The 25,559-nt window shown below is 71.8% G+C and carries 18 protein-coding genes and 1 pseudogene; 10 read left to right on the top strand and 9 right to left on the bottom strand.

Annotated elements, in window-relative coordinates; genetic code table 11:
- The first annotated feature begins 96 nt into the window (after window positions 1–96).
- Window positions 97–1,575, top strand: a complete 1,479-nt coding sequence (locus J4H91_RS00095) for an MDR family MFS transporter (protein WP_208044219.1) — start codon at window positions 97–99, stop codon at window positions 1,573–1,575.
- A 34-nt stretch (window positions 1,576–1,609) separates the two neighbouring features.
- Here J4H91_RS00095 and J4H91_RS00090 read toward each other — a convergent pair whose 3' ends face one another.
- Complete coding sequence (locus J4H91_RS00090; RefSeq protein ID WP_208044218.1) at window positions 1,610–2,527, bottom strand: LysR substrate-binding domain-containing protein; 918 nt, start codon at window positions 2,525–2,527, stop codon at window positions 1,610–1,612.
- A gap of 55 nt (window positions 2,528–2,582) precedes the next feature.
- Complete coding sequence (locus J4H91_RS00085; protein ID WP_208044217.1) at window positions 2,583–2,807, bottom strand: hypothetical protein; 225 nt, start codon at window positions 2,805–2,807, stop codon at window positions 2,583–2,585.
- A gap of 166 nt (window positions 2,808–2,973) precedes the next feature.
- Between J4H91_RS00085 and J4H91_RS00080 the strand changes: the two genes are divergently transcribed.
- A complete protein-coding gene (locus J4H91_RS00080) occupies window positions 2,974–3,363 on the top strand; it encodes a YchJ family protein (RefSeq protein ID WP_208044216.1) in 390 nt (129 codons plus the stop codon).
- Between the two features lie 48 nt (window positions 3,364–3,411).
- Here J4H91_RS00080 and J4H91_RS00075 read toward each other — a convergent pair whose 3' ends face one another.
- Window positions 3,412–3,963, bottom strand: a complete 552-nt coding sequence (locus J4H91_RS00075) for a hypothetical protein (RefSeq protein ID WP_208044215.1) — start codon at window positions 3,961–3,963, stop codon at window positions 3,412–3,414.
- A gap of 66 nt (window positions 3,964–4,029) precedes the next feature.
- Here J4H91_RS00075 and J4H91_RS00070 point away from each other — a divergent pair, with 66 nt between their 5' ends.
- Window positions 4,030–5,634, top strand: a complete 1,605-nt coding sequence (locus J4H91_RS00070; protein WP_208044214.1) for a phytoene desaturase family protein — start codon at window positions 4,030–4,032, stop codon at window positions 5,632–5,634.
- A gap of 48 nt (window positions 5,635–5,682) precedes the next feature.
- On the opposite strand, the gene J4H91_RS00065 is transcribed toward J4H91_RS00070, so the two are convergent.
- Window positions 5,683–7,104, bottom strand: a complete 1,422-nt coding sequence (locus J4H91_RS00065; protein WP_208044213.1) for an aminopeptidase P family protein — start codon at window positions 7,102–7,104, stop codon at window positions 5,683–5,685.
- Between the two features lie 161 nt (window positions 7,105–7,265).
- On the opposite strand from J4H91_RS00065, the gene J4H91_RS00060 reads away from it, so the two are divergent.
- Together J4H91_RS00060 and J4H91_RS00055 are read left to right on the top strand one after the other, a co-directional pair.
- The gene (locus tag J4H91_RS00060; protein WP_208044212.1) at window positions 7,266–8,021 is read left to right on the top strand and encodes an SDR family NAD(P)-dependent oxidoreductase; all 756 of its coding nucleotides are present in this window, start codon (window positions 7,266–7,268) and stop codon (window positions 8,019–8,021) included.
- 103 nt (window positions 8,022–8,124) lie between these two features.
- Window positions 8,125–8,976 carry a PHP domain-containing protein gene (locus J4H91_RS00055; protein WP_208044211.1) on the top strand — a complete coding sequence of 284 codons (852 nt, stop codon included), beginning with the start codon at window positions 8,125–8,127 and terminating at the stop codon, window positions 8,974–8,976.
- 98 nt (window positions 8,977–9,074) lie between these two features.
- Here the strand turns inward: J4H91_RS00055 and J4H91_RS00050 are convergent, their stop codons facing one another.
- On the bottom strand, window positions 9,075–10,580 hold the full coding sequence (locus J4H91_RS00050) for a DEAD/DEAH box helicase (RefSeq protein WP_243752483.1): 1,506 nt from the start codon (window positions 10,578–10,580) through the stop codon (window positions 9,075–9,077).
- A gap of 179 nt (window positions 10,581–10,759) precedes the next feature.
- Between J4H91_RS00050 and J4H91_RS00045 the strand changes: the two genes are divergently transcribed.
- Both J4H91_RS00045 and J4H91_RS00040 read left to right on the top strand, forming a co-directional pair.
- Entirely contained in the window at window positions 10,760–11,479 is a 720-nt protein-coding gene (locus tag J4H91_RS00045) for a ferritin-like fold-containing protein (protein ID WP_208044209.1), read from the top strand.
- Between the two features lie 14 nt (window positions 11,480–11,493).
- Complete coding sequence (locus J4H91_RS00040; RefSeq protein WP_208044561.1) at window positions 11,494–12,654, top strand: methyltransferase domain-containing protein; 1,161 nt, start codon at window positions 11,494–11,496, stop codon at window positions 12,652–12,654.
- Window positions 12,655–12,664: 10 nt separating this feature from the next.
- Here the strand turns inward: J4H91_RS00040 and J4H91_RS00035 are convergent, their stop codons facing one another.
- Window positions 12,665–13,576 carry an HNH endonuclease family protein gene (locus tag J4H91_RS00035; RefSeq protein WP_341783357.1) on the bottom strand — a complete coding sequence of 304 codons (912 nt, stop codon included), beginning with the start codon at window positions 13,574–13,576 and terminating at the stop codon, window positions 12,665–12,667.
- A 43-nt stretch (window positions 13,577–13,619) separates the two neighbouring features.
- On the opposite strand from J4H91_RS00035, the gene J4H91_RS00030 reads away from it, so the two are divergent.
- Window positions 13,620–15,056: a bifunctional phosphopantothenoylcysteine decarboxylase/phosphopantothenate synthase gene (locus J4H91_RS00030; RefSeq protein ID WP_208044208.1), complete on the top strand. Its 1,437-nt coding sequence runs from the start codon at window positions 13,620–13,622 to the stop codon at window positions 15,054–15,056.
- Between the two features lie 86 nt (window positions 15,057–15,142).
- Here the strand turns inward: J4H91_RS00030 and J4H91_RS00025 are convergent, their stop codons facing one another.
- Window positions 15,143–15,370 carry a DUF3107 family protein gene (locus tag J4H91_RS00025; protein WP_208044207.1) on the bottom strand — a complete coding sequence of 76 codons (228 nt, stop codon included), beginning with the start codon at window positions 15,368–15,370 and terminating at the stop codon, window positions 15,143–15,145.
- 164 nt (window positions 15,371–15,534) lie between these two features.
- Complete coding sequence (locus J4H91_RS00020) at window positions 15,535–18,270, bottom strand: penicillin acylase family protein (protein WP_208044206.1); 2,736 nt, start codon at window positions 18,268–18,270, stop codon at window positions 15,535–15,537.
- 342 nt (window positions 18,271–18,612) lie between these two features.
- On the opposite strand from J4H91_RS00020, the gene J4H91_RS00015 reads away from it, so the two are divergent.
- Both J4H91_RS00015 and J4H91_RS00010 read left to right on the top strand, forming a co-directional pair.
- Window positions 18,613–21,945, top strand: coding sequence for a UrvD/REP family ATP-dependent DNA helicase (locus J4H91_RS00015; RefSeq protein ID WP_208044205.1), 3,333 nt, complete (start codon window positions 18,613–18,615; stop codon window positions 21,943–21,945).
- Entirely contained in the window at window positions 21,942–25,325 is a 3,384-nt protein-coding gene (locus J4H91_RS00010) for an ATP-dependent DNA helicase (RefSeq protein ID WP_208044204.1), read from the top strand. The genes J4H91_RS00015 and J4H91_RS00010 overlap by 4 nt, the downstream gene beginning before the upstream one ends.
- A gap of 116 nt (window positions 25,326–25,441) precedes the next feature.
- On the opposite strand, the pseudogene J4H91_RS00005 reads toward J4H91_RS00010, so the two are convergent.
- A pseudogene (locus J4H91_RS00005) lies at window positions 25,442–25,559 on the bottom strand (IS481 family transposase); the annotation flags it as partial.

Below are 25,559 nucleotides of genomic sequence, written 5' to 3'. Positions count from 1 at the left end.
TTGCGACGAGTCGAAACCGTCGGGGCTGCTGGGTTTCGACTCGCTTCGCTCGCTCGACCCGCGGGATCGGCGAAACAGGTGTAAGATAAACCTCTTATGTCTGAAACTGCCGAGAAGCCCCTCGACACCCCTTCCGCCCCCGACCGCTCCGCCGGTATCGATCCCGCAGGCATGCGGGTCATCTGGCTTCTGCTCGCTGCGGCCTTCGTCGCCATCCTCAACGAGACGACGATGGCCATCGCGATCCCCTCGCTGAACCACACCCTCGGCATCCCACCGGAGCTCGGGCAGTGGCTCACCAGCGCGTTCATGCTGACGATGGCGGTCGTGATCCCGACCACGGGCTTCCTGCTGCAGCGTTTCACGACTCGACAGGTGTTCCTCGCGGCGATCGGCTCGTTCGTGCTCGGCACGGCGATCTGCCTCGTGGCCCCCGGGTTCTCGCTGCTGCTCGTCGGCCGCATCGTGCAGGCTGCGGGAACCGGCGTCATGATGCCGCTGCTCATGACGACCATGATGAACGTCGTGCCGCCGAACTCTCGTGGACGCATGATGGGGCGCGTCGGCCTCGTCATGAGCCTCGCTCCGGCGCTCGGCCCCACGCTCTCCGGCGTCGTGCTCGATCACCTGGGGTGGCGCTGGCTGTTCGGCATCATCCTGCCCATCGCAGTCGTCGCCCTCGCGCTCGGCGCGAAGTGGATGACCAACCTCGGCGAGACCACCAGCGCTCCCATCGACGTGCTCTCCATCGTTCTGTCGGCCCTCGCCTTCGGCGGTATCGTCTACGGCCTCAGCCAGCTCGGCGGCCACGGCGGAGCCGGAGGCGGAGCCCTGCCCTGGACCGTGATCGCGAGCGGGCTGGTGTTCCTCGCGCTCTTCGTGTGGCGCCAGCTCGTACTGCAGAAGAAGAACGACGCGCTGCTCGACCTGCGGGTGTTCACCTCGCGGAACTACGTGGTCGCCGTGATCATCATGGGCGTGGTCGCGCTGTCGATGTTCGGCACCTTCTCGTTGCTGCCGCTCTATCTGCAGGACGTCGCGGGCCTCGAACCGACTGCGGCCGGTCTGGTGCTGCTGCCCGGCTCGATCCTCATGGGCCTCCTCGGCCCGGTCATGGGCCGCATCTACGATGCCCGCGGCCCCAAGACCCTGCTCGTGCCCGGTACGATCCTCATCGCGGTCTCGATGTTCGTCTACTCGACGGTGGGTACCGACACGCCGACCTGGTTCCTCATGATCGTGCAGATCCTGATGTCGCTCGGTCTCGCCGGATCGTTCACCCCGCTGTTCTCGGCCTCGCTCGGATCCCTCGACCGCTCGCTGTACTCGCACGGCTCCGCCGCGCTCAACACGCTGCAGCAGGTCGGCGGTGCAGCCGGCACCGCGGTCCTGATCTCGATCTACTCGGTGTTCCTGCACACGGGAGAGGCGAAGGGCGTGCCGACGGCGGTGGCGGGGGAGCCGGGTGCCCACGCCGCGTTCTTCGTCGCCGCGTGCATCGCGGTGGTGCCGGTCGTGCTCGCGTTCTTCATTCGGAAGCCTGCCGACCAGGAGCCCGGAGCGGGCGGTCACTGACGCCGTTCGGGTGGCCTCACGGCAAGAGCCGGGGCTACCCGAGCGCCGCGATCGAGCGGCGGACCACCTCGGCCAGCTGACGCACGGCGGCCGAGGGACCTCCGGGGCCGGCGGGCGCCGCGAGCAGCAGCTCTCGGGTGAAGCGGGGATCGTCGATCGGCCGCAGCACGACGCCGTCGGGCGGATTGTTGCCGACGAGGCTCGGTACGAGTGCGACGGCCAGCCCCGCCGAGATGAGACCGAGCACCACGGAGTAGTCGTCGGTGCGGATCGCGACGTTGACGCTCGGGTGGCCCGCGGCGTGGAAGACCTCGCGCACGAGATCGTCGAGGGTGTCGCCGGGTGTGGAACCCATCACCCACGAATCCCTGGCGAGACCGATGAACGCATCGTGGTCGAAGCTCGCGTGTCTGGCGGCCGGGTGGTTCGCCGGCAGCGCGAGCAGCATCGGGTCGGTGAACACGTGGGTCGTGTGAACCTCGGAACGGAACGGCAGCTGGTAGCCGCCCGCGGTGTAGACGAGCGCGGCGTCGAGGGTGTGCTGATTGATCCCGGTGACGAGCGGCGCGAGCTCTTCGAGCGTGGCGTCGAGCTCGATGCCCAGCTCGGACACCCGGCTCACGATGCCGGGGAGGAGGCGCGCGGCCGCGGTGGGGAAGGTGCCGAAACGCAACCTGATGCGGCCCAGCTGGGCGAGATCGCGCACGTCGGTGACCGCGCGATCGGCGAGGTTCAGAATCTCCTCGCCCCGTTCGAGCATGAGGGTGCCGGCGGCGGTGAGGCGGCTGCCCCGCGTACTGCGCGTCGTGAGCTCCACGCCGACGAGCCGGTCGAGGTTGCGGAGGTGGTAGTCGACCGTCGGCTGGCTCCAACCGAGGCGCAGGGCTGCGCGCGCCACCGATCCCTCGGCCGCCACGGCGCTGAGCGCCTGCAACTGACGCAGATCGATCACGACGCCGTCTCCCGGTTACCTCTGGTACCGCCCGGGTGCCGCCGCTGCCGGACTGCTACTGCTTCTTCTCGAAGAGATTGCCGATGAGGGTCGAGCCGATGAGCACGACCGCGAGGATCACCACGCCGACGATCGAGACCGCGACGACGTCGACCGGGTGGCCGGCGCTCGAGAACATCGACTCGGTGCCGTGGCCGTCGTGCGCGAAGGCGGGGGCGCCGATGAACACCGAGGCGAGCGCTACGGTCACGGCTGCGGCGATGCGGGTGCGGATCTTCACGTTGTCTCCTCGCGAGTGTCAGGGGGCGCGTGGCGCCGATGCCACCATCCTATCCCGGATTCGCGCCGCGGCCGTCCGCCGGTGCGCTCGTCGGCGCGCGCACTGCGTCCCGCTCGAGCTGCGTTCCGCTCGAGCTGCGCCCCGTCCGCGCGGCTACGCTGGAGGGATGGACGCGACGCATCCCTGTCCCTGCGGAAGGGGCGAGCCCTACGGCGCCTGCTGCCTGCCGCTGCACGACGGCGCAGCAGCTCCCACCGCCGAACGTCTGATGCGCTCGCGGTACAGCGCCTTCGCCCTCGGGCTCGGTGACTACCTGCTCTCCACGTGGGATCCCTCAACCCGACCCGATTCGCTCGAACTCGACCCGACCATCGCCTGGAGGCGGCTCTTCGTGGAGGCGGTCGAGGCGGGCGGTCCCTTCGACCGCGAGGGGCGCGTGACCTTCACCGCCGTTGCGCGCACCCCCGGAGGCAGACTCGAGCAGCGCGAGCGCAGCAGCTTCTCCCGCGCGGAAGACGGGCGCTGGGTCTACGTCGACGGCGAGGAGCCCGCGTAGCGCGAGCGCGGTGTCACGCCTGAACGTGAGGGCGCCGGGCCCGACGCGTCAGCGGATGTAGACGTCGAGGTGGTTGCCCGTGGTGCCGCGGTCGTAGATCTTGCCCGGGGCGCCGAACGGCGTCTCGTAGACGGTGCCCTTGGGCGCCGATCCCGCGAGCACGAGGTAGCCGTCGGCGTCGCTCACGAAGCCCCCCTCGTTGACGTGACGGCCCGGGATGTCGAGGCCGGAGCCGGGCAGCACCTGCTGGCTGTAGTAGGTGAACTTGTAGCCGCCCCAGTTGACGACGCCGCTGAACATGAACTCCTCGAGCGTGTAGAGAGCGCCCGAAGCCGCCCCGCCCGGCACGGCGGCCGCTGCTTTCGCCGTGTCGACAGCGGGAACCTCGACGTCGACGGCCTGCTCGGACGCAGCGCCGGCGGTGAAGGCCTGACGCTCGAAGCCGGCGGCGCCCCCGTCGGCGAGGGCGCCCGTCATCGAGAAGGGCGCCATGATCGCGCTGCCGAGGAAGACCACGACCGCCGAGGCGGCCGCCACACCGCGGACCCGCGCCCAGGGGAGCGGAGAGGGGTGCGGGCGGGCGATGGAGGAAGCAGGCACAATGTAACGATTGTATCTCGGGATCTTGGCGCGGTAAAGGCCCCGACCGGCGATAGGCTGTTGCCCATGACCGCAGCATCCCCGGATCACACGCACGATGTCGTCATCGTCGGAGGCGGGCACAACGCCCTCGTCGCCGCCGCATACCTGGCCAGGGCGGGTAAGAGCGCGCTCGTGCTCGAGCGACTCGACCACCTGGGCGGCGCCGCCGTCTCCGAGGAGCCCTGGCCCGGTCTCGACGCTCGGCTCTCCCGCTACTCCTACCTCGTAAGCCTGCTGCCGCAGCGCATCGTCGACGACCTCGGTCTGCGCATCGAGCTGAGCCGCAGGCGCTACTCCTCCTACACGCCCGACCCCTCCGACCCGAGCCGGGGCGTGCTCGTCGACAACGGCGACGCAGAGGCCACCGCGGCGTCCTTCGAGCGGGTCACCGGCGACCGCGCCGAGGCCGACCGCTTCGCCGCCTTCTACGAGCGGCTCTCCCCGCTCGCGCAGCGCCTCTTCCCGACGGTCACCGACCCGCTCATGACCCGCTCCCAGGTGCGCGAGCTCGTCGGCGACGACGAGCTCTGGGAGCAGCTCTTCGAGCGCCCGCTCGGCGAGATGATCCGTTCGTCGCTCGAGAGCGACATCGCGCGCGGCATCGCGCTGACCGACGGGCTCATCGGCACCTTCTCCTCGGCCGACGACGACTCCCTGGACCAGAACCGCTGCTTCCTCTACCACGTCATCGGCGGCGGCACGGGCGACTGGGACGTGCCGGTGGGCGGCATGGGACGCGTGAGCGGCGAGCTCGAGCGCGTCGCCCGCGAGGCCGGTGCCGAGCTGCGCACCGGCCTCGAGGTCTCCGCGGTCACGGCCGACGGCGAGGTGCGGTTCTCCGACGCATCGGACGAGGGATCCGTGCGCGGCCGCATCGTCATGAGCGGAGTCGGCCCCGCAGTGCTCGAACGCCTGCTCGTCGCGGGCGGAGCCCCCGCCGCGCGCGTGCCCGGCGCCCCCGAGCGGCCCGCGGGCGCGCAGGTGAAGGTCAACATGCTGCTGAAGCGGCTCCCGAAGCTGCGAGACGAGCGGGTCGATCCCTCGGCCGCGTTCGCCGGCACCTTCCACATCAACGAGACGCTCACACAGCTCGAGGGCGCGTACGGGCGAGCGGCCGAGGGATCCCTCCCGGATCCGCTGCCCGCCGAGATCTACTGCCACTCGCTCACCGATCCCTCGATCCTCGGCCCCGAGCTGCGCGCCGAGGGGGCCCAGACGCTCACACTCTTCGGCCTGCACGTGCCGCACGCCCTCGCCGAGCGCGGCGACAACGATGCGCTGCGCGAGGAGCTGCTCGCCGCGGCGCAGCGGTCGCTCGACTCCGTGCTCGCCGAGCCGATCGCCGACTGCCTCTACACGGCGCCCGACGGCACGCCCTGCATCGAGGCGCGCACGACGCTCGACCTCGAGGAGTCGCTCGGCATGATCGGCGGCGACATCTTCCACGGCGGGCTGTCGTGGCCCTGGGCCGAGGACGGCGAGCCGCTCGACACCCCCGCCGCGCGCTGGGGCGTCTCGACGGACCTCCCGACGCTGCTCGTGTGCGGTTCGGGCGCACGGCGCGGCGGGGCCGTGAGCGGCATCGGCGGCCACAACGCCGCCCAGGCCGCTCTCGAGATGCTGGGCTGAGGGGGTCGCCGCGCACGGCCGCTCACGCGGTGAGCTGCGCGGATCTGCTCAGCCCCGGGCGCCCCGCACCCACGCTTCGACCGCGTCGGCCGTGCGGGGGATCGCCGCCGAGAGGTTCTCGCAGCCGTCGGGGGTGACTGCGATGTCGTCCTCGATGCGCACGCCGATGCCGCGCAGTTCCTCGGGCACGGTCAGATCGTCCGGCTGGAAGTACAGGCCCGGCTCGATCGTGAACACCATGCCCGCCTCGAGCACGCCGTCGAGGTACATCTCCCGCCGCGCCTGGGCGCAGTCGTGCACGTCGAGCCCGAGGTGGTGGCTCGTGCCGTGCACCATGTAGCGGCGGTGGTAGGCGACGGATTCTCCCTCGACGGGCTCGGGCAGCAGGCCCCACTCGCGCGTGCGCCGCTCGATCACCGCCATCGCGGCGTCGTGCACGTCGCCGAACCGGATGCCGGGCCGCACGATGGCGCGCGCCGCATCGGCCGCCTCGAGCACGGCCTCGTAGACCCGGCGCTGGGGCTCCGAGAAGGTGCCCGACACCGGCACGGTGCGCGTGATGTCGGCCGTGTACAGGCTGTCGAGCTCGACGCCCGCGTCGAGCAGCAGCAGCTCGCCGTCGCGCACGGCGCCGTCGTTGCGGATCCAGTGCAGCGTGCACGCGTGCGGACCCGCGGCCGCGATCGTCTCGTAGCCGACCGTGTTGCCGTCGAGCCTGGCGCGCTGGTTGAAGACGCCCTCGACCACCCGCTCGCCCCGCGGGTGCGCGCTCGCCCGCGGAAGCGCGGCCAGCACCTCGTCGAAGCCCCGCGCGGTGGCTTCGACCGCGGCCCGCATCTCGGCGAGTTCGAACGCGTCTTTCACCAGTCGCATCTCCGAGGTCTCGCGGGAGAGTTCGGGGTCGTCGAGCGTGCAGTCGTCCTCTTCGGCGACGAAGGTCTCGAGCGGAGCCGTGCGGATGCCGAGCAGCGCCGACACCTGGGCGAGCGAGGGTCGGGGGCCGATCCAGAACTCGCCGATCTCGGGGTTCGCGAAGAATTCGTCGCTGTCGCGCCCGGCCCGCTCTCGGAAGTAGAGCGTCGCCGAGTGAGTGGGCGAGGGATCGGCCGAGTCGTGTCCGGACGCGGATCCCTCGCCGACCGGGTCGAGCACCAGCACAGCGCCCGGCTCGCTCTCGGAACCCCATCCGGTGAGGTGGGCGAACGCGCTGTGCGCCCGGAACTGGTAGAAGGTGTCGTTCGAGCGCTGCTTCATCGCACCCGCGTGGATCACGATGCGTCGGCCGGGGAAGCGGGCGCCGAGAGCCCGCCGCCGCGCCGCCGCGTACGGCGCGGCCGCGATCGGGTCGGGGAGCGGCTCGTCTCGCTCCGCCCAGTGCGATGAGATGTACTCCAGGAAACCGCCGGAGCGCGGCGTCGTGCTGCGACTGCTGTGATCGACCCGCGCATCGTGGGTGGGCTGCTCGTTCATCCCTCCATCTTCCCACCCGCCCGGGCTCGAGCCTCGCCGCCCGCGCAGTGAGGTGCCGAGCGATTCCAGGCGTACCGAGCTTGCGTGCGCCCCGCATCCGGGGCGTGGCCTGGGGAGCCCGGGCCCGACCGAACGGGCCGGAGCAGAAGGAGGTATCCCACATGGCTGCATACGAGGTCTCAGACCGCTCGGCGATCGTCACGGGAGCGGGATCCGGCATCGGCAGGGCCGTCGCCCTGCTGCTCGCGGCGAACGGAGCGAAGGTCGTCGTGCAGGATCTGAGCGCCGAGGCCGCGAACGCCGTTGTCGCCGAGATCGAGGCCGCCGGCGGCAGCGCCGTATCGGTCGTCGGCGACGCCTCGGCGACCGACGTCGTCGACGAGACCGTCCGGGCCGCCCAGGAGCTCGGCACGCTGCGCATCGGCGTCAACAACGCGGGCATCGGCGGCAGGGTCGCTCCCACGGTCGACTACGGCGATGACGACTGGGAGAAGGTGGTATCCATCAATCTGAACGCGGTCTTCCGCGGCACCCGCGCGCAGGCGAGGGCCATGACCGCTGCGGGGTCGGGCGGATCCATCGTGAACATCGCCTCGATCCTCGGCAGTGTGGGCAGTCCCGGATCGCCCGCCTACGTCGCGTGCAAGCACGCGGTCGTCGGCCTGACGAAGACCGCCGCCCTCGAGAACGCGCCCATCGGCGTGCGCGTGAACTCGGTCGGCCCCGGCTACATCGACACGCCGCTGCTCAAGGACGCGGACGATGCCACGAGGCAGCACCTCATCTCCCTGCACCCGATGGGACGCCTCGGGCGCGCCGAGGAGGTCGCCGAGCTCGTCGCCTTCCTCGCGAGCGACGCCGCGTCCTTCGTCACCGGCAGCTATCACCTCGTCGACGGCGGCTACACCGCGCAGTAGTCGGCACGAGGAGGGCCGGCGCCGATCTCCGCGTCGGCCCGCCCTTCCGGGGCTCCGCCTCGCATGGCGAAGTCCCGCGCCCCTCCGGTCGTAGACTGGTGGAATGGGAGGAACCGGCACACCGTTGGGCTTTGATCTGCACACGCATTCCGTGTGCTCCGATGGCACGACGAGACCGGGCGAGATCGCTCGCGAGGCCGCGGAGCTCGGGCTCGCGGGGTTCGCGCTCACCGACCACGATACGATCGACGGTTGGGGCGAGGCCCGTGAGGCCGCCCGCGATGCCGGCGTCGACTTCCTGCCCGGCATCGAGATCACGACGAAGTTCCGGGGGCGCTCGCGGCACCTGCTCGGCTACGGGATCAGGCCCGAGGCCGGTGAGCTCTTCGCGGCGCTCGCCGAGGTGCGGGAATCCCGGGTCACCCGTGCGCGTGAGATGGTGCGGCGGCTCTCCGCCGACTACGCGATCACCTGGGACCAGGTGGTCGGAGCGGACGACGCCCGCACCGTGGGGCGCCCGCACATCGCCGACGCGCTCGTGGCCGCAGGCTACGCCGTCGACCGGAGCGCCGCGTTCGAGGCCGTGCTGTTCCCGGGTTCGCCCTACTACATGGGCACCAAGGCCATCGAGACGGCCGAGGCGATCCGTCTCGTGCGCGCGGCCGGAGGATTCGCCGTGATCGCGCACCCCGCCGCAGCCAGGCAGAGCGCACCGCTGCCCGCCGCCGATCTCGCAGCGCTCGCGGCGGTCGGCCTGGGAGGCGTCGAGCTCGATCATCCCGAGAACCGCGCCGACTGGCTTCCCTCGCTCGAGGGCGCGGCCGCGGAGCTGCGCCTGGAGGTCACCGGCGCGAGCGACTACCACGGCGCGGGCAAGCCGAATCGGTTGGGGGAGCGCACGAGCGACCCCGCGATCGTCGCGCGCATCCGCGAGAACGTGGCCGTGCCGCGCTAGCCGGGCGTGCGCGATCGCGGCGCCCGGCGGCGAGGGATCCCGCGCCCGGCGGTACGGCGAGCCCGGTACGGCGAGCGGGCGCGGCGAGGAACCGCCGACTACTCCGAGGCGGCCTCGCCCTGCGGCGTCTCCGAGCCCTGCGACGACTCGCCCTGAGCCCCGGCCTGCCCCGATCCGCTCCGGCGGCGACGGCGTCGGCGGCGCGGCGCGGATCCCTCGCCCGTCTCCTGCAGCAGGGGAGCGCCGGGCTCGCCGCCGCCCTCCTGGTCGTGACCGTGCTGCTCGTGGCCGTGCGATTCGTGACGGCCCGGACCCTTCGGGTTCGCGCTGCGGGTGCGACGGCGCGTGCGCTTGCGCGCCTCGCCCGAGCGCTCGGATCCCTCGCCGCGTGCGCCCTCGCCGCGGGACGAAGCGCCCCTGCCGCCTCGCCCGCCCGCGGACTCCTTGACCGGAGTCGCCTTGAGCCGGCCCTTCGAGCCCTCGGGGATGTTCAGGTCGGTGTAGAGGTGCGGCGAGGAGGAGTAGGTCTCCTTCGGCTCGGGCGTGCCGAATTCGAGCGCCTTGTCGATGAGCGCCCACTTGTGCAGGTCGTCCCAGTCGACGAAGGTGACGGCGATGCCCGTGCGGCCCGCGCGGCCGGTGCGGCCCACGCGGTGCAGGTAGGTCTTCTCGTCGTCGGGGACCGTGTGGTTGATGACGTGGGTGACGTCGTCGACGTCGATGCCGCGCGCCGCGACGTCGGTGGCGATCAGGATGTCCTTCTTGCCCGCCTTGAACGCCGCCATGGCCCGCTCGCGCTGATCCTGGTTCAGGTCGCCGTGCACCGCCGCCGCATCGAAGCCGCGATCGTTCAGCTCCTCCTGCAGCTTCGCCGCGGCGCGCTTCGTGCGCATGAAGATCACGGTCTTGCCCCGCCCCTCGGCCTGCAGGATGCGGCCGATCACCTCGTCCTTGTCGAGCGAGTGGGCGCGGTAGACGATGTGCTCGATGTTGGCCTGCACGTGACCCTCGTCGGGATCGGTCGCGCGGATGTGGATCGGCTTCGACATGAAGCGTCGCGCCAGCGTGACGATCGTGCCGGGCATCGTCGCTGAGAACAGCATGGTGTGGCGCGTGGGAGGCGTCTTCGAGAACAGCTTCTCGATGTCGGCGAGGAAGCCGAGGTCGAGCATCTTGTCGGCCTCGTCGAGCACCATCTCGCGCACATCGCCGAGGTTCAGCACGCGTTGGCTCGCGAGGTCGAGGAGGCGGCCGGGGGTGCCGACCACGATCTGGGCACCGGCCTTCAGCTGCTCGATCTGCCCCTCGTAAGCCTTGCCGCCGTAGATCGGCACGACCGTGGCGCCGCGGTTCTTCGCCGCCAGCTCGAGATCCTCGAACACCTGCACGCACAGCTCGCGGGTCGGCACGACGACGAGCGCCTGCACGCCCGGCTCGGGGTTCGCCCCGATGCGCTGCAGCAGAGGCAGACCGAAACCGAAGGTCTTGCCGGTACCGGTCTTGGCTTGACCGATGATGTCCTGACCCGAGATGGCGAGTGGGATCGTCTGCTCCTGGATGGGGAAGGCGTCGATAATGCCCTGGTCTGCGAGCGAATCGACCATGTCCTGGTCGACCCCGAGTTCGAGGAAGGTCGTCACGTTGCGTCCTGTTCTGTGATGCGGTGCTGCGCTCTGCATCTGATCGGGGCGCAGCGGCCGTCGCTCCTGCGGCGATGGCGGCGAATAACGTACGGGAGCCAGTCTATTCCAGCCCGCGGTCGAGCCGGAGGTAAGCTGACAGGGTGTTCGAGTGGATCCGAGGGCTGCGCCGGAAGAGCGCGCCCGCGCGCAAGATACGATCGCGCGGCGAGGCGAACGAGGCCGAGCGCGTGGAGCTGGCCGAGTTCGCGCCGGGGATCCTGCCGTTCCTCGGCCTGACGGCCTACCTCCAGCTCGAGCTCTACGAGGCCGCCACGCGCGGCGTCTCAGGCGCCCCTACGCTCAAGGCGAAGGACGCGCTCGCGAACGTCGCGGGCGAGACGCTCTCGAAGCACCACCGCCTGACGGGCGAGATCCGCAGGCGCGGTCACGAGCCGCACGTGGTGATGGAGCCCTTCAGCGGCGTGATCGAGGCCTACGTCGAGCGCATCGACACGGGCGACTGGCACCAGCACGTGCTCTCGCTCTACCTCGTCGGCGGGCTGTTCGACGACTTCTTCGCGAGCCTCGCGACGGGGCTGAAGGACGGCTACCGCGGCGAGGCGATCGCGATCCTGGGCGAGGACACGGGTCGAGCGCAGCTCAAGGAGCTCCTCGAGGAGGCCCTCGCAGACGATCCGAAGCTCTCGAGCTGGCTCGCGCTCTGGGGTCGCCGTCTCGTCGGAGACACCCTGCTCGTCGCGCGCGCGGTGCTGCTGCTGAGCGAGAACCGCGAGTTCGACGCCGACGAGGTCGAGCCCGTCTTCACCGAGCTCATCGCCGACCACATCCGCCGCATGGACGGGTTGGGCCTCACCGCTTGAGCGCCACGCGGGACATGCTCTTCGAGACGCCGCGCTGCGACTACTTCGAGGCCGCGGCCTGCCGATCGTGCGCGCTCATCGAGACGCCGTACGAGGCGCAGCTCGCCGAGAAGGAATCCCGCTGCCGCGAGCTGCTGCCCGAGATCCCCGAGGCGGCATGGCTGCCGAGTGTCGTCGGCGGCGTGCGCGACTTCCGCAACAAGGCCAAGCTCGTGGTCGGTGGGCGGCGGGGCAGCGTCACGCTCGGCATCCTCGGGCCGGACGGGGCCGGCGTCGATCTGCGCGACTGCCTCATCCAGTCGCCCGCGATCCGGGCTGCGATCCCTCGCCTCGCAGAGTTCATCGAGAGCACGGGCCTCGCACCCTACGACGTGCCGCGCCGGCGCGGCGAGCTGAAGTTCGTGCACGTGACCGCGGCGCCGGACGGCGCGCTCATGGTGCGCTTCGTCACCCGAGGCGAGCAGGGCCTTGCGCGGCTGCGCTCCGGCCTCCGGGAGCTGAGGCGCGCGGTTCCCGAGGCGACCGTGATCTCGGTGAACCTGCTGCCCGAGCACAAGGCCGTGCTCGAGGGAGAGCGCGAGGAGCTGCTGCTCGGCTCGTCGCTCGACATGCGTCTCGACGGCGTCTCACTGCATCTGCGGCCGCAGAGCTTCTTCCAGACGAACACCGCGGTGGCCCGGGCGCTCTACGCGCAGGCCGCCGAGTGGGTGGCGCGCGTCGATCCCTCCTCGCTGTGGGACCTCTACTGCGGGGTCGGCGGCTTCGCCCTGCACTGCGCGGGTGTCGGTGCGGCGGGCGCTGCGACGCGCCGCGTGCTCGGCGTCGAAGTGTCGGAGGCAGCCGTGCGGTCGGCCCGCCGCAGTGCGCGGGAGGCGGGCATCGATGCGCGCTTCGAGGCCGCCGATGCGACCGCGTTCGCGCTCGCAGCGCCGCGCGAGGAGATCCCCGAGCTCGTCATCGTGAACCCGCCGAGGCGAGGGATCGGCCCCGAGCTCTGCGCGTGGCTCGACGGCGGGCCGTCGCGGCACGCGATCTACTCGAGCTGCAATCCCGAGAGCCTGGCGAGGGACCTCGCCTCCATGCCGTCGTTCGCGGTGCGAGAGGCGCGCGTGTTCGACATGTTCCCGCACACGCGTCACCTCGAGGTCGCGGTGCTGCTGGAGCGCGCGGGCTGATCACTCGCAGTCATTCCGCCGTCGCGACCGGCTGCTCGGGGCACGAGGCGAGCACGCCCCGCATCGCCGTCTGCTCCGCCTGCGTCACCCACAGGCCGTAGGCCGCCTTCACCGAGACCTGCCTGGCGACGTACTCGCAGCGGAAGCCGCGGTTCTCGGGCAACCAGGTCGCCGCATCCCCGTCTCCCTTCGCCGAGTTCGCTGCGCCGTCGACCGCGAGCAGGTTGAGCGGGTCGTTCGCGAGGGCGACGCGCCGCTCGTACCCGATCCCCTGGGCGCCCTTCTGCCACGCGTCGGAGAGCGCGACGACGTGGTCGATCTGCACGAGCGCCGAGGTCTGCTCGCCCCGCACGAACGCGACGGTGCGACCGGTATAGGGATCGACGAGCGTGCCGCTCATCACCTTGCACGCGCCGTCGAGCACGACGTCGTCGAGGTCGCGCCGCAGGATGTCCTCGCGCGTGCGGCAGCCGTTGCCGTCGACGTCGGTCCATGCCTTGCCGAACTCGCCCGTGCGGTCGTAGCCGGTCTTAGGCGCGCGGCCCTTCACCGGCAACGAGTCGAGGACGGCGACGGCCGTGTCCGGTGCGATCGGCGCGTCTCCCGGCGCGGGGCGCTCGGGATCGGGCTCCGACGATGGGCTCTCCCGCACCGGGTCCTCCGGCGCCGGGCCTTCCGGCGCGTCCGATGAGACCGGGCCGGAGACGGGCGGCGGGGCAGAGGGCGCCCCGGAGGGGGTATCGGGGAAGCCCGCTGCGAGTACGGTTCCCGCGACCGCGCATCCGATGAGCAGCAGCGCGCCGAGCATCCACCGCCGAGGGCCGCGGCCGCGGCGGCTCGAACCGCGCCGCGCGCCGCGCCGCAGGGCTTTCGCCGCCTCCCGAACGGCGATCCTCTCGACGCTTCTCTCGGCTTTCCCCACCCGCACGAGCCTATCGACGGGTCGCTCTGAGTACGATGAATCCATGAACATCGTGCTCGGAGTCACCGGCGGCATCGCCGCCTACAAGGCCGTGCTGCTCGCCCGCCTGCTCGTCGAGGAGGGGCACGACGTGCACGTCGTGCCCACCGAGGACGCGCTGCGTTTCGTGGGCAAGCCGACCTGGGAGGCGATCAGCCGCAACTCCGTGACCACCTCCGTGCACGAGGACGTGCCCGAGGTGCGGCACGTCGCGCTCGGGCAGCGCGCCGACCTGGTGGTGGTGGCGCCGGCCACGGCGAACACGCTCGCGCGGATGGCCGCGGGGATCGCCGACGATCTGCTCGGCACGACGCTGCTCGCGACCCGGGCGCCCGTGCTCGTCGCGCCCGCGATGCACACGGAGATGTGGGAGCATCCGGCGACGCAGGACAATATCGCGATCCTGCGTTCCCGCGGCGTGCACTTCGTCGGCCCCGAGAGCGGCCGGCTGACGGGCTCGGACAGCGGGCTCGGCCGCATGAGCGAACCCGACTCGATCGCGGCGCGCGTGCACGATCTGCTCGACGGCGTGCTGGAGGGCGAGCTCGAGGGGCGTCGCGATGCCGCCGGGCAGGAAGGCCGGGATGAGGGATCGGCCCCTGCCGCTGCGGCGGACTTCGACGACGCGCGCACCGTCGTCGCCCCCGTCGTCGGGGTCGCGGTCGGGGAGGATGCCGAAGGGTCGCCCGTGGAGACGGAGGAGACCGCGGACCGGACGGATTCCGCCCCTGCGATGGGGGATCTGCAGGGCGTGCACGTGCTCGTCACCGCCGGAGGCACCAGGGAGCCCATCGATCCCGTGCGCTTCATCGGCAACCGCTCGAGTGGGCGGCAAGGAGTAGCGCTCGCGACGGCCGCGGCGGAGCGGGGGGCGAAGGTCGTGCTGCTCGCCGCCAATATCGACGAGTCGGTGCTCGCGGCTGCGGAACGGCCCGGCGTGCGCACCGTGCGCGTGAGCACGACCGCCGAACTGGAGCAGGCCGCGCACGCCGCGTCGGCAGGGGCCGAGGTGATCCTCATGGCCGCCGCGGTAGCCGACTACCGCGTCGCGGAGGTCTCGGACCGGAAGATCCGCAAGGAGGACGCTCCGGGAGAGGCGCCGTCGATCGTGCTCACCGAGAACCCCGACATTCTCGTCTCGCTCGTGAAGGCGCAGCGGCCCGGTCAGGTGATCGTCGGTTTCGCCGCCGAGACCGTTGAAGACGAGGAAGAGCTGCTCGAGCGCGGTCGCCGCAAGCTCGCCCGCAAGGGCGTCGATCTGCTCGCCGTCAACGCGGTGGGATGGCGCGAGGGCTTCGAGTCGGGCGAGAACACGCTGCACGTGCTCGACTCGGACGGCGAGCTGGTGCGCGTCGCCTCGGGTACGAAGCGCGAGGCCGCCGACGCGCTGCTCGACGCGGTGGTCGAGGAGCTCGAGGGCGGCCCGCACCCGCTCGTGTGAGACCCGCAGGCGACGCGGGGCCGCGACCGGTGCGACGGCTGACGAGCCGCTTCGTCAGCTGAGCCGTTCGTCGGCTGACTGGCTCGTCAGTTGATGAAGCCGACCTTGCGCCCGCTGTCGCCGCCGAGCTCGACGTAGGCGATCGCCGCGGTCGGCACGAGGTACTGCTTGCCCTTCGCGTCGGTGAACGAGACGAGCGGCTGCTTGCCCTCGGCGAGTGCCGACTCGACCGCCTGGCGCACCTCGTCCGCGGCCTGGTCGGACTCGAAGCTGATCTCGCGGGGGGACTGAATGATGCCGATGCGAACTTCCACGGAATACCTCCTCGGTTGCGGCGCGGGGCCGCGGCACAGTGCTGCTCGGCGCCGGAACAACGGGTTCCGGCGCCGCTGCCTCCGAGTCTAGGGGGCGGTGGGCGGTCGTCGTCCCGCCCGGTGGCGCCGTTCGCCAGCAGCGCAGCGCGACCGAACCGTCCCGGCTACGTCGAGGGTTCGATCACCAGGCGATGCGTCGTGGCCGCCTCGACGGCCTTCCTGGAGTAGGGCCAGGCGTAGGTCTCGCCGGAGGCCCAGTTCTCGGCCTGATCGGCGTAGTTCGGGTGGAACGCGTGTCCACTCTGGCCCGAGAGGTTCTGCCAGGTCGAGGCATCCCAATCGTCGAGGTCGATCACCATGCGCATCGACGGTACGGTGACGGTCTCGTAGCCCTCCCCGAGCGTCCAGCCCGTCGCGTTGACGACGCTCGAGCCGCCGCCGACGGGATAGGGTCCTCGGTTGAAGAGCGCCTCGATCGGCGCGATGCCGCTCGTGCCGAAGGTGCCGTTCGTCAGTTCGAGCGCGTGCAGCTCGCCCCAGTTCCAGCGCGACGGGTCCGATCCCTGCGCCTCGACGAGTTCGTGCGATGCCGCCTCGGCCGCCGAGAGCAGCAGGGCTTCGCGGTCGTCGCCGAACCAGACGCTCTCGGGGTCATCGAGCTGCCGGGCGAAGAAGAGCGCGAAGCGCCCCTGATCGTCACGGGGGATCGCAGCGGTGCCGTTCGCGTCCGTGCCGCCGATGGCCTGCACCATCTCGGCGGTGACGTGCTCCCACAGCACGTTCGCATAGGCCGCAGCCGCCGAATCCGCATCGTTCTGCCCGTCCCACTCCTGCAGCATCCGCAGTGCGGAGGCCGTGACGGAGTCGGTGCCGCCCACGCCTTCCGGGTGGCTCCCGGTCGGATCCAAGACGCTGGCGTAGGCCGCCTGCAACTCCGCGGCCGCAGGAAATCGGTTGTCGAGCTGGATGGCCGTCATATCAGCCGAGTCGACCGGGCCCGCGGCGATGCGCTCCTCCAACAGCTCGACGATGCGCGCCGCGCGGTAGCCGTAGTCCCAGTCTCTGCTGAGGAGGTAGGGGTAGGCGTCGTCGACGATCGCGTTGTTCGCGGTGACGATGTATCCCGATGCGGGATTGAGCGTTCGCGGTTGCTCGTCGAAGGGGACGAAGCCGCGCCAATCGTATGCGCTGTCCCAGCCCGGCTGGGGCAGCCAGCCGTCGCCCGCCCCGCGCACGGGGAGCCTGCCCGGAGCCTGATACCCGATGTTTCCGTCGAGGTCCGCGTAGATCAGATTCTGCGCGGGGACGTCGAACTTCGACGCCGCCTCGCGGAATCCCGCGTAGTCGGATGCCGTGTTCATGAGGAAGATCGCCTCTGCGGTGCTGCCCGCGTCGAGCGCCGTCCACCGCAGACTCACCGCGAACTCGCCGGGCGGCAGCGCTCCCAGGGTCGAGGGATCGACTGCGGTCCCGCCCCCGCCGGATGCTGTGCCCACGCGGGGGTGCTCGGCGATCGCGGTGAAGTCGGGGGTGAGGCCGGAGACGATCGGCCCGTGCGCGGTCGAGCGCACCTCGATCTCCTCGTCGCTCCCGCCCGCGACGCGGATCGTCTCCCTACGCGTCTCGAAGGGGTGCTTCTTCCCGTCCTTCCAGTAGCCGTCGGGCTCGACCCGTTCGACGTAGAGGTCGGCGACGTCGGTCGTGAGGTTCGTGAAGCCCCAAGCGACCTCGCGGTTGTGCCCGATCACGATGCCGGGCAGGCCCGAGAAGCTGAAACCCGCGACGTCGAACGGGCACCGCTCGTCGACGGATCGGCATCGCAACTGCATCTGGGTCCACACCGACGGCATCTCCGCGCCGAGGTGGGGGTCGTTGGCGAGGAGCGGCTTGCCGCTCTCGGTGAACTCGCCCGACACCACCCAGGAGTTCGATCCCACACCCTCGCTCTGAGAGGAGATGAGCGCGTCGACCCTGCCGAGTACGGATTCGGCGGCAGGCGCCGAGGCGTCGGCGGGCGCGGACTGCGCCGATTCGGACTGCGGGGAGGCGGAGCCGCCCGGGTCGGAGGCCGATGCGCCCGGTTCGGCGAGTCCCTCTCCACCGGACCCGGCCTCCTCCACCGCGGGGGCGCCGGCGGAGGCCGCGATCACCGCCCCGCCGGCCCGGTCGTCCGCGAGGATCACCGGGTGCTCGTCGAAGGGGTAGCCCGGATACAGCTCGGCGAGCCGTTCGGGGGAGAGCGAACGGCTCTCGAGAGCCCGCGCCGTCTCGTCCTCGATGTTCGTGCGCAGATCCCACGCCATCGCCTTGAACCACGCCACGGAGTCGGCCGGAGTCCACGGCTCGGGTTCGTAGTCGGGGTTCTGCATGCCGAGCACGGTGTACTCCAACGAGATCCGACCGCCGCTGCGGTCGGCGAGGTAGGCGTTCACCCCTTCGGCGTAGGCCTCGTAGTAACCGCGCACCTCCTCTGGAAGCGCTTCGACCTCCTGCTCGGCGACCCGGTGCCAGCCGAGCGTGCGGAGGAACACGTCGGTGTCGCGCTGCGACTCGCCGAACAGCTCGGAGAGCCTACCGCTCGTGAGGTGGCGCCGGAAGTCCATCTCCCAGAAGCGATCCTGCGCGTGCACGAAGCCCTGCACGAAGAAGAGGTCGGCGCTGGAGTCGGCGGTGATGGTCGGGATGCCCCGGGCATCTCGCTGCACATCGACCCGCGAGTCGATGCCCGCAGCGTCGATTCGGCCGTCGAGCTGCGGGAACGACCGCGTCACCGCCCACGCGCCGATGCCCGCGACGACGACCGCGAGGCCCACGAGACCGGCGAGCACGCCGAGCAGCGCTCGCCGCAGGCGACGCCTCCGCTGACGTGCGGGTCGGTGCTCGTCGGTGCGCTGGGTCATGCGATCAGCCTCCTCGCTGCTCGTGCGCCGCCCGCCTGCCGGTGGTCGGTGTTCGGCGCTGATCTCACGGCACAGAGTAGCGACCGCCCCGGACATTCTCGGGAGGGGTTGTCGGACGGGCCGAAGGAATGCTCCGGAATCGGCGCGGAATTGTCGGATCCCGCGACGCGGACGCATCGCGCTGAACGGCTGCCGCGTACCGGCGGCCCGGCTGTTCCGGGCGGTCCTCCTGAGCGTCGTTCGGCTGGGCTTCGCAGCGTCGGGATGCGCCTCGCATCGGGGCCGGGGATCCCGCGCCGACACCCCGGCCGGAATGTCCGAGGCGCTCAGTAGGCTGATCGCATGATCCGATTCGACCCCGCGCAGCTCGCCGTTCTGGCGTTCGACCCCGACCGGCACGCACGTGTGCTCGGGGCGCCCGGCAGCGGCAAGAGCTCCGTGCTCGTCGAGGCTTACGCCCGGGTGCTCGAGCGCCCGGGGCGCAGCGAGGCCGATGTGCTGGCGATCGCGCCGAATCGCCTGGCCGCGGCTGCGCTGCGCGGTTCCATCGAGTCCCGTGCGCGGCGTGCACTCGGGGGCACCCCCGCCCGCACTCCGGCCTCGCTCGCCTTCGCGGTGCTCGCCCAGGCCGCGGCCGCCTCGGGCGACCCCGTGCCCAGGCTGCTCACCGGTACGGCGCAGGACGAGGCGATCGCCGCCGTCATCGAGGATCGTCTTGCGGAGCGTGCGGCTGATGGGACCTCCGCCGTGCTCGTCGACGAGGTGCTGCGCAGTCCGGCGTTCAGGGCGGAGCTGCGCGAGTTCTGGCGCGTGATCGACGACTTCGACCTCCACACCGGCTCGTTGGGCGACGAGCTCGCGCGACTGCGGGGCCGGGCCGCGCTCGACGCGCGGACCGACGCCCCGGCCGATGAGCTGATCGCCCGTTGGCGCGAGGCGCTCGCGATCATCGGTGCGGTCGATCGCCGTCTCGGAGTCGAGAGGCCGGAAGAGCTGAGCTCGAGTGCGCTGCTGCGGGCCGCGGCGGGCGAGCTGCGCGCAGGCCGGGCAGAGCCACCGCGCCTGCTGCTCGTCGACGACGCCCAGGAACTCGGCGAGGGGCAGCTCGCGCTGCTCGCCGCCTGCGCCGCTGCGGGCAGCGCCGTCTGGGTCTTCGGCGACCCGGACGTGGCGACAGCGGCCTTCCACGGCGAGCGGACCCGCATGCTCACGGCCCTCACCTCAGAGCTCGCGAGGCGCGGGGGAGTCGGCGGAGGGGGAGTGACGGGCGGCGTAGCGGGTGCGGAGCCCGAGCAGGCTGCAGTGCTCGGCACGGTGCACCGACACGGGCGGGAGATCCGCGAGCTGGTGCGCGGGCTCACGGCCCGCGTCGGCGCCGCCGGCGCAGGTGCGCAGCGCTCCGCGGCGTCCGGGGATGCCGCAGGGCGCATAGATTTCGCGCGGGCGTCTTCGCCTGCCGAACAGCTCGGGATCGTGGCCCACCGCATGCGCTCGCGCAGGCTCGGGCTCGAGGGCGGCGAACCACTCGACTGGGGTGGAATGGCGGTGCTCTGCCGCTCGCGGTCCGAGGCGGCGCGCATCTCGCGCGGTCTCGCCTCGCACCAGGTGCCCACGGGGGTCGTCGCCGGCGGCATCGTGCTGCGCGAGCATCGGATCGTGCGCGATCTCGTGGGGCTGCTGCAGCACGCCCTCGACATCGCCCGACTCGACGCGGAGGGCGTGCTCCACCTGCTCGGCGGCCCGGTCGGCGGGCTCGACCCTGTCGCGGTGCGGCGGCTCCGCGGCGCGCTCCTCATGCGGGAGCGCCGCGCGGCGCGCGACGAGGAGAGGGACCCGAGGGCGACCGACGAGGTGGTGCTCGATGCGTTCGCGTTCCCCGGGGCCGAACCGGCCGTGGACAGCGCCGGGGGCAGGGCTCTGCGTCGCCTCGGCCTCATCGCGGCGGCGGGAGATCGGGTACGCGAGGCCGGGGGCACCCCCCGCGAAGTGCTCTGGGCGATCTGGGACGGCACGCGGCTCGCCGATAGGTGGCAGGATGAGGCTCTCGCGGGCCGCGGGGCCCGTTCGGACGAGGCGAACCGATCCCTCGACGCCGCGCTCGGCCTCTTCTTCGCGCTGCAGCGGCACGAGGAGCAGGCCAGCGAGCAGCCCGTCTCCGAACTGCTCGACGATCTGCTCGAGAACACGGTTCCCGAGGACACGCTGGCGCAGCGAGGCGAGCGCGCCGCGGTCACCGTGACCACGCCGCAGGGCGCGATCGGCAGGGAGTTCGGGTTCGTCGCGATCATCGGTCCCGAAGACGGGGTCTGGCCGAACACGCGTTCCCGCGGATCCCTGCTCGGCACCGTCGCTCTCGAACGCTGGTTGCGGGGCGGCGAGGCGACCGCCCCGTCGCGCAAGGACACGATCCACGACGAGTTGCGGCTCTTCGCGCAGGCCTGCGCGCGGGCGCGCGAGGAACTGCTGGTGGTGGCGATCGCAGACGAGGATCACCACCCCAGCCCCTTCTTCGGCTTCGGTCGCGAGCACCTGCGCGACGGACTGCCGAGTTCACGGCTCACCCTGCGCGGGGCCGTCGCTGCGTTGCGTCGCAGGGTCGTCGCCGATCCGTCGGACGGCGAGGCGCTGGTGTCGCTCTCCGAACTCGTGCGCGCGGGCGTGCCCGGCGCGCACCCCGACGAGTGGTACGGCGTGCTGCCGCCGAGCACGGAGGCCCCGCTCTACGCCCCGATCGGCCGTGCGGGGGAGGGAGACGGCGAGCGGAGGATCCCGGTCAGCCCCTCCCAACTCGAGGCCGCCGAGCGCTGTCCTCTCGACTGGGCGGTGACGGCGCTCGGGGGGAGCAGCGGCAGCGTGCAGGCCAGCCTCGGAACGCTCGTGCATCACGCGCTCGAGACCGCGGAGGGGCACGACCCCGAGGAGCTGCTCGAGGCCATCACGAGCGAGTGGGGCAAACTGCCCTTCGACGCCGAGTGGGAGTCGGAGCGCGCGAAATCGACCGCGGCGGCGATGGCCCGGGGCCTCGCCGACTACCTGCGCGAATTCGACGCGTCCGACCGACGCCTCATCGGGCGCGAGTCGGGCTTCGCGATCCCTCTTGGGCCGGCTGAGCTGCGCGGCAAGGCCGATCGGCTCGAACTGCGCGAGACTCCGACGGGGGCGGAGATCACCGTGCTCGATCTCAAGACCGGCGCCACGCCGCCGTCGAAACCGGAGGCCGAGCGCCACGCTCAGCTGCAGGCCTATCAGCTCGGGGTGATGCTCGGTGCGTTCGACCTCGGTGCCTCCGCCATCGACTCCTCTGCGACCGGGCACGAGTCCGAAGCCGTGCTCGGCTCCGAGGCCGGCTCCGGTGCCGGGCCGGGCGGCGCGGAAGAGCCCGGCTCCGAGGCCGCTTCGGTCCACACGGGGGAGCCCGGCCCGGGCGCCGTGCGCAGCGGCGGCGCACGGCTGCTCTACGTGCATCCCGACGCCGCGAAGGGCGCGGGTTTCATCGAGCGAGTCCAGCAGCCGCTCTCCGAGGAAGGGCGTGCCGAACTCGTGCAGCGCGTGCTCGCCGCGGCCGAGATCATGGCGGCCGGCGCCTTCACCGCCCGCATCGAGCACCACTGCTCCGACCCGCATCAGCCGGGCAATTGCAGACTCCACATCATCGAGGCGGTGAGCCGCGCATGATGGCGAGCACGAACCAGGCGGGATCCGCGCCGGTGTTCACCGCCGATCGCATCGCGGAGCTGCTCGCCGACCCGGAGAGACCGCCGCTCCTGCCGACGGCGGAGCAGCGCGCGGTGATCGAGCACCCGCTCGCGGGCAGCGCGCTCGTCATAGCCGGCGCGGGCAGCGGCAAGACCGAGACGATGGCGAACCGCGTCGTCTGGCTCGTCGCCAACGGCCTGGTAGAACCCGACCGGGTGCTCGGCCTCACCTTCACCAGGAAGGCTGCGGGCGAGCTGCGCGAGCGGATCACCACCCGCCTCGAGAACTTCAGCGCACGGCTGGGAGACGCTGCCGAGCTCGGCCGACTCTCGGCCCGCGAGTCCGAGCGCGCTCATGAGCTGGCGCGGCTGCTGGGCGACGGCCTCGACCTGCCGGAGGTCAGCACCTACAACGCCTTCGCCTCCGGCGTGCTGCAGGAGTTCGGGGTCGCTGCGGGCATCCCGCCGGGAGCCGTCGTCATCGATGAGGCCACCGCCTGGCGCGTCGCGCGCGAGACGATCCTCTCCAGCGACGACCCCGACCTCGTGACGAGTTCGCTCCGCACGCCCGAGCTCGTGCGGCACGTGCTCGCGATCGACCACGCGGTCGCGGACAACCTGACCTCGTTCGATCGGGTCGAGCAGATCGTCGGCGAGTTCGCGCGGGTCATCGAGCTCCCTTACAACGAGAAAGACACCGTCGGAGGCGCCGACGGGAAGAACTACGCCGACGTGGCGAAGGCCGTAGCGAACGTCGCGGAGACGCCCCTGCTCACGAGACTCGCGCGAGAGTTCGCGGCCGCCAAGCAGCGTCGCGGGCTCATCGAGTTCTCCGATCAGCTCGCGCTCGCGACGCGCACGCTCGAGGGATCCCCGGACGCGGTCGCCGTGCTGCGGCGCCGCCACGCGGCCGTGCTGCTCGACGAGGTGCAGGACACCTCGGTCGGGCAGACCCGGCTGCTCTCGCGGATCTTCGCGGGGTCGCCCGTGATGGCGGTCGGCGACCCCCACCAGTCCATCTACGGCTGGCGCGGCGCCTCGGCCGCGGGCCTGCAGTCCTTCCACGCCGATTTCCGCGGGCGCGCGGCCGGGCCCGCAGGGGAGCGCGAGGCCGCCGCCACGCTCACGCTGTCGACGAGCTGGAGGAATCCGCGCACGGTGCTCGATGCGGCCGCGGCCGTGTCCGCGCCGCTCGCCGCCGACTCGCCGATCTCCGTGCCGCGGCTGGCGCCGAGTCCCGCCGCGGTCGCAGGCAGCGTCGAGTGGCTCTTCCCGGAGAGCGTGCACGAGGAGCGGGAGCAGCTCGCCCGCTGGGTCGCCGACGCGCGTGCGGCACACCTCGCCGAACACGGCGAACCGCCGAGCGCCGCGGTGATCTTCCGCAACCGGCGCCACATGCCCGCCTTCGCCGCGGCGCTCTCAGCGGTCGGCGTTCCCAACCGCATCATCGGCCTGGGCGGTCTGCTCAGCACCCCGGAGGTCACCGACGTCGTGAGCGCGCTGCGCTGCGTCTGGTACGCCGACGCCGGCGGAGACCTCATCAGACTGCTCGCGGGCCCACGCTTCCGCATCGGCGTCGCCGACCTGGCGGGCCTCCGAGACGCCGCACGGTGGTTCTCCTCGCGCGACGTCGGCCAGCAGCGCCTCAGCGAGGCCGACCGCGAGGCCGACAGCGTGCTCCCCGACCCGGATCGGCAGTTCACGCTCATCGACGCGCTCGACCAGATCGCGACGATCAGGGATCCCTCGCACCGCGCCCTCACCGGGATCAGCGAGACCGGAATCGCGCGCCTGCGCGAGGCCGGCCGGATGCTGGCGAACCTGAGACAGAGCGTCGGCGGAGACATCGGCGAGCTCATCTCCGCGGCCGTGCACGCCCTGCGCCTGGACATCGAACTCGAGGCGAACGAGGCGAGGGATCACGGTGGCGGGGCCGCCGCGCTCGCAAACCTCGACGTCTTCGGCGAACTCGTCGCCGGTTACCTCGCCGTCGACGACCGCGGCACGCTGCCCTCGCTGCTCGAGTGGATCGAACGGGCGATCGAGGCCGACGAGGTGGACGAGCACGTCGCCGCGCCCGCCCCCGGCACCGTGCAGCTCATCACTGCGCACGGCTCGAAGGGGCTCGAGTGGGACATCGTAGCGATCCCGAGACTCGTCGAGGGGGAGTTTCCCGCCGCGCCGAGGCGCGGCGTCGGATGGCTGCGCAAGGGACAGCTGCCCGACGAACTGCGCGGCGATGCCCCGGCGCGTCCGCAGCTGCTCTGGCGGCTCGCCTCGACCCAGAAGGAGCTGAAGGACCGGATCGCCGACTACCAGGCCGAGTCGAAGGAGCGCTATGCCGAGGAGGAGCGCAGACTCGCCTACGTCGCGATCACGCGCTCGGCCGGTCGTCTCCTGCTGAGCGGGTCGTTCTGGGGCGGGCAGTCGAGGCCCCGGCAGCCGTCGCCCTACCTGCTCGAACTGCAGGAGCACGGCGTCATCTCGGACCTGCCCGTCGCGAGCGCGTACGACACCGACCCAGGAGGGGCGGCCGAGCTGACCGAGACCTGGCCGCTCGATCCGCTCGGAGCGCGCACGGAGCCCGTGCTGCGAGCCGCCGCCGCGCTCCGAGCCGAGCTCGCAGCCGACGAGGCGCAGCCGCGCGCGGCCGTCGACGAGACCGTGCGGCTGCTGCTCGCCGAGCGCGCGGCGGCCGAGCGCGGCGAAGGAGCGGCCGTGCGGCTGCCCGAGCGCATCACGGCCTCCGCCTTCCACGAGTTCGTCGAGGATCCCGGCGCGGCCGAGCGGCGCAGACTTCGCCCCGTTCCGCAGCGCCCGTTCCGGCGCACGCGTATCGGCAACCGCTTCCACGAGTGGGTCGAGCGCAGGGCCACCACGGCGCTCGGTACAGCGCTTCCGCTGTTCGGCTTCGACCCCGAGGAGTGGGACCCCGGGCGCGCGGAGTTCGACGTCGAACGGGAGCTCGAACCGCTCATCGACGTGTTCGAGCGGTCGCGATGGGCCGGCCTCAGGCCGATCGCCGTGGAGCAGGAGGTCACCCTGCCGTTCGCCGGCCGCACCCTCGTGTGCAAGCTCGACGCCGTCTACCGCTCGGGCTCGGGCGACGATGCGCGCTTCGAGGTGGTCGACTGGAAGGCGGGCCGATCGCCCCGCACCGATGCCGAGCGCGAGAAACGCTTCTTCCAGCTCGACCTCTACCGCCATGCCTACGCGCAGTGGGCGGGCGTCGACCCCGAGCGCATCGACGTCGCGTTGTTCTACGTGGCCGAGGGTGTGGAGCTGCGCGGCGGGGAGGCGCACAGCCTCGCCGAGCTCGAACGGATCTGGAGAGAGGCGGCAGCCCGGCTCACAGGCTGAGGGCGGCGGGCGCAGCGGTACCTGGCACCGTCGGCGCACGGAGCGTTCCGTCGGTGCAGCCGCGAGTCGCCGGCTGCGGACGAGCCGCGCAGCCGGCGCCGGCTAGCTGTACCCGGTCAGGACGTTGGTTCCAGTCGGCTGATCGGTGGGAAGCCTCTCAGGGCTGAGTGGCAGCGTCCAGTGTTGTAGAACTCGAGCCAGGGTGCAAGCGCCCTCGTGCGTTCCGTGTTCGTG

Source organism: Leucobacter ruminantium (assembly GCF_017565705.1).
Classification (GTDB): Bacteria; Actinomycetota; Actinomycetes; order Actinomycetales; family Microbacteriaceae; genus Leucobacter; species Leucobacter ruminantium.
The sequence above is the reverse complement of the archived record's forward strand: the minus strand, read 5'-3'. Positions and strand labels throughout refer to the sequence as shown.

What these genes read in the sequence shown, in the direction of transcription:
- J4H91_RS00095 (WP_208044219.1), top strand. Translation starts at nt 97, where the DNA reads ATGTCTGAAACTGCCGAGAAGCCCCTCGACACCCCTTCCGCCCCCGAC.
- J4H91_RS00080 (WP_208044216.1), top strand. Translation starts at nt 2,974, where the DNA reads ATGGACGCGACGCATCCCTGTCCCTGCGGAAGGGGCGAGCCCTACGGC.
- J4H91_RS00070 (WP_208044214.1), top strand. Translation starts at nt 4,030, where the DNA reads ATGACCGCAGCATCCCCGGATCACACGCACGATGTCGTCATCGTCGGA.
- J4H91_RS00065 (WP_208044213.1), bottom strand. Translation starts at nt 7,104, where the DNA reads ATGAACGAGCAGCCCACCCACGATGCGCGGGTCGATCACAGCAGTCGC.
- J4H91_RS00060 (WP_208044212.1), top strand. Translation starts at nt 7,266, where the DNA reads ATGGCTGCATACGAGGTCTCAGACCGCTCGGCGATCGTCACGGGAGCG.
- J4H91_RS00055 (WP_208044211.1), top strand. Translation starts at nt 8,125, where the DNA reads ATGGGAGGAACCGGCACACCGTTGGGCTTTGATCTGCACACGCATTCC.
- J4H91_RS00050 (WP_243752483.1), bottom strand. Translation starts at nt 10,580, where the DNA reads ATGGTCGATTCGCTCGCAGACCAGGGCATTATCGACGCCTTCCCCATC.
- J4H91_RS00040 (WP_208044561.1), top strand. Translation starts at nt 11,494, where the DNA reads ATGCTCTTCGAGACGCCGCGCTGCGACTACTTCGAGGCCGCGGCCTGC.
- J4H91_RS00030 (WP_208044208.1), top strand. Translation starts at nt 13,620, where the DNA reads ATGAACATCGTGCTCGGAGTCACCGGCGGCATCGCCGCCTACAAGGCC.
- J4H91_RS00020 (WP_208044206.1), bottom strand. Translation starts at nt 18,270, where the DNA reads ATGACCCAGCGCACCGACGAGCACCGACCCGCACGTCAGCGGAGGCGT.
- J4H91_RS00015 (WP_208044205.1), top strand. Translation starts at nt 18,613, where the DNA reads ATGATCCGATTCGACCCCGCGCAGCTCGCCGTTCTGGCGTTCGACCCC.
- J4H91_RS00010 (WP_208044204.1), top strand. Translation starts at nt 21,942, where the DNA reads ATGATGGCGAGCACGAACCAGGCGGGATCCGCGCCGGTGTTCACCGCC.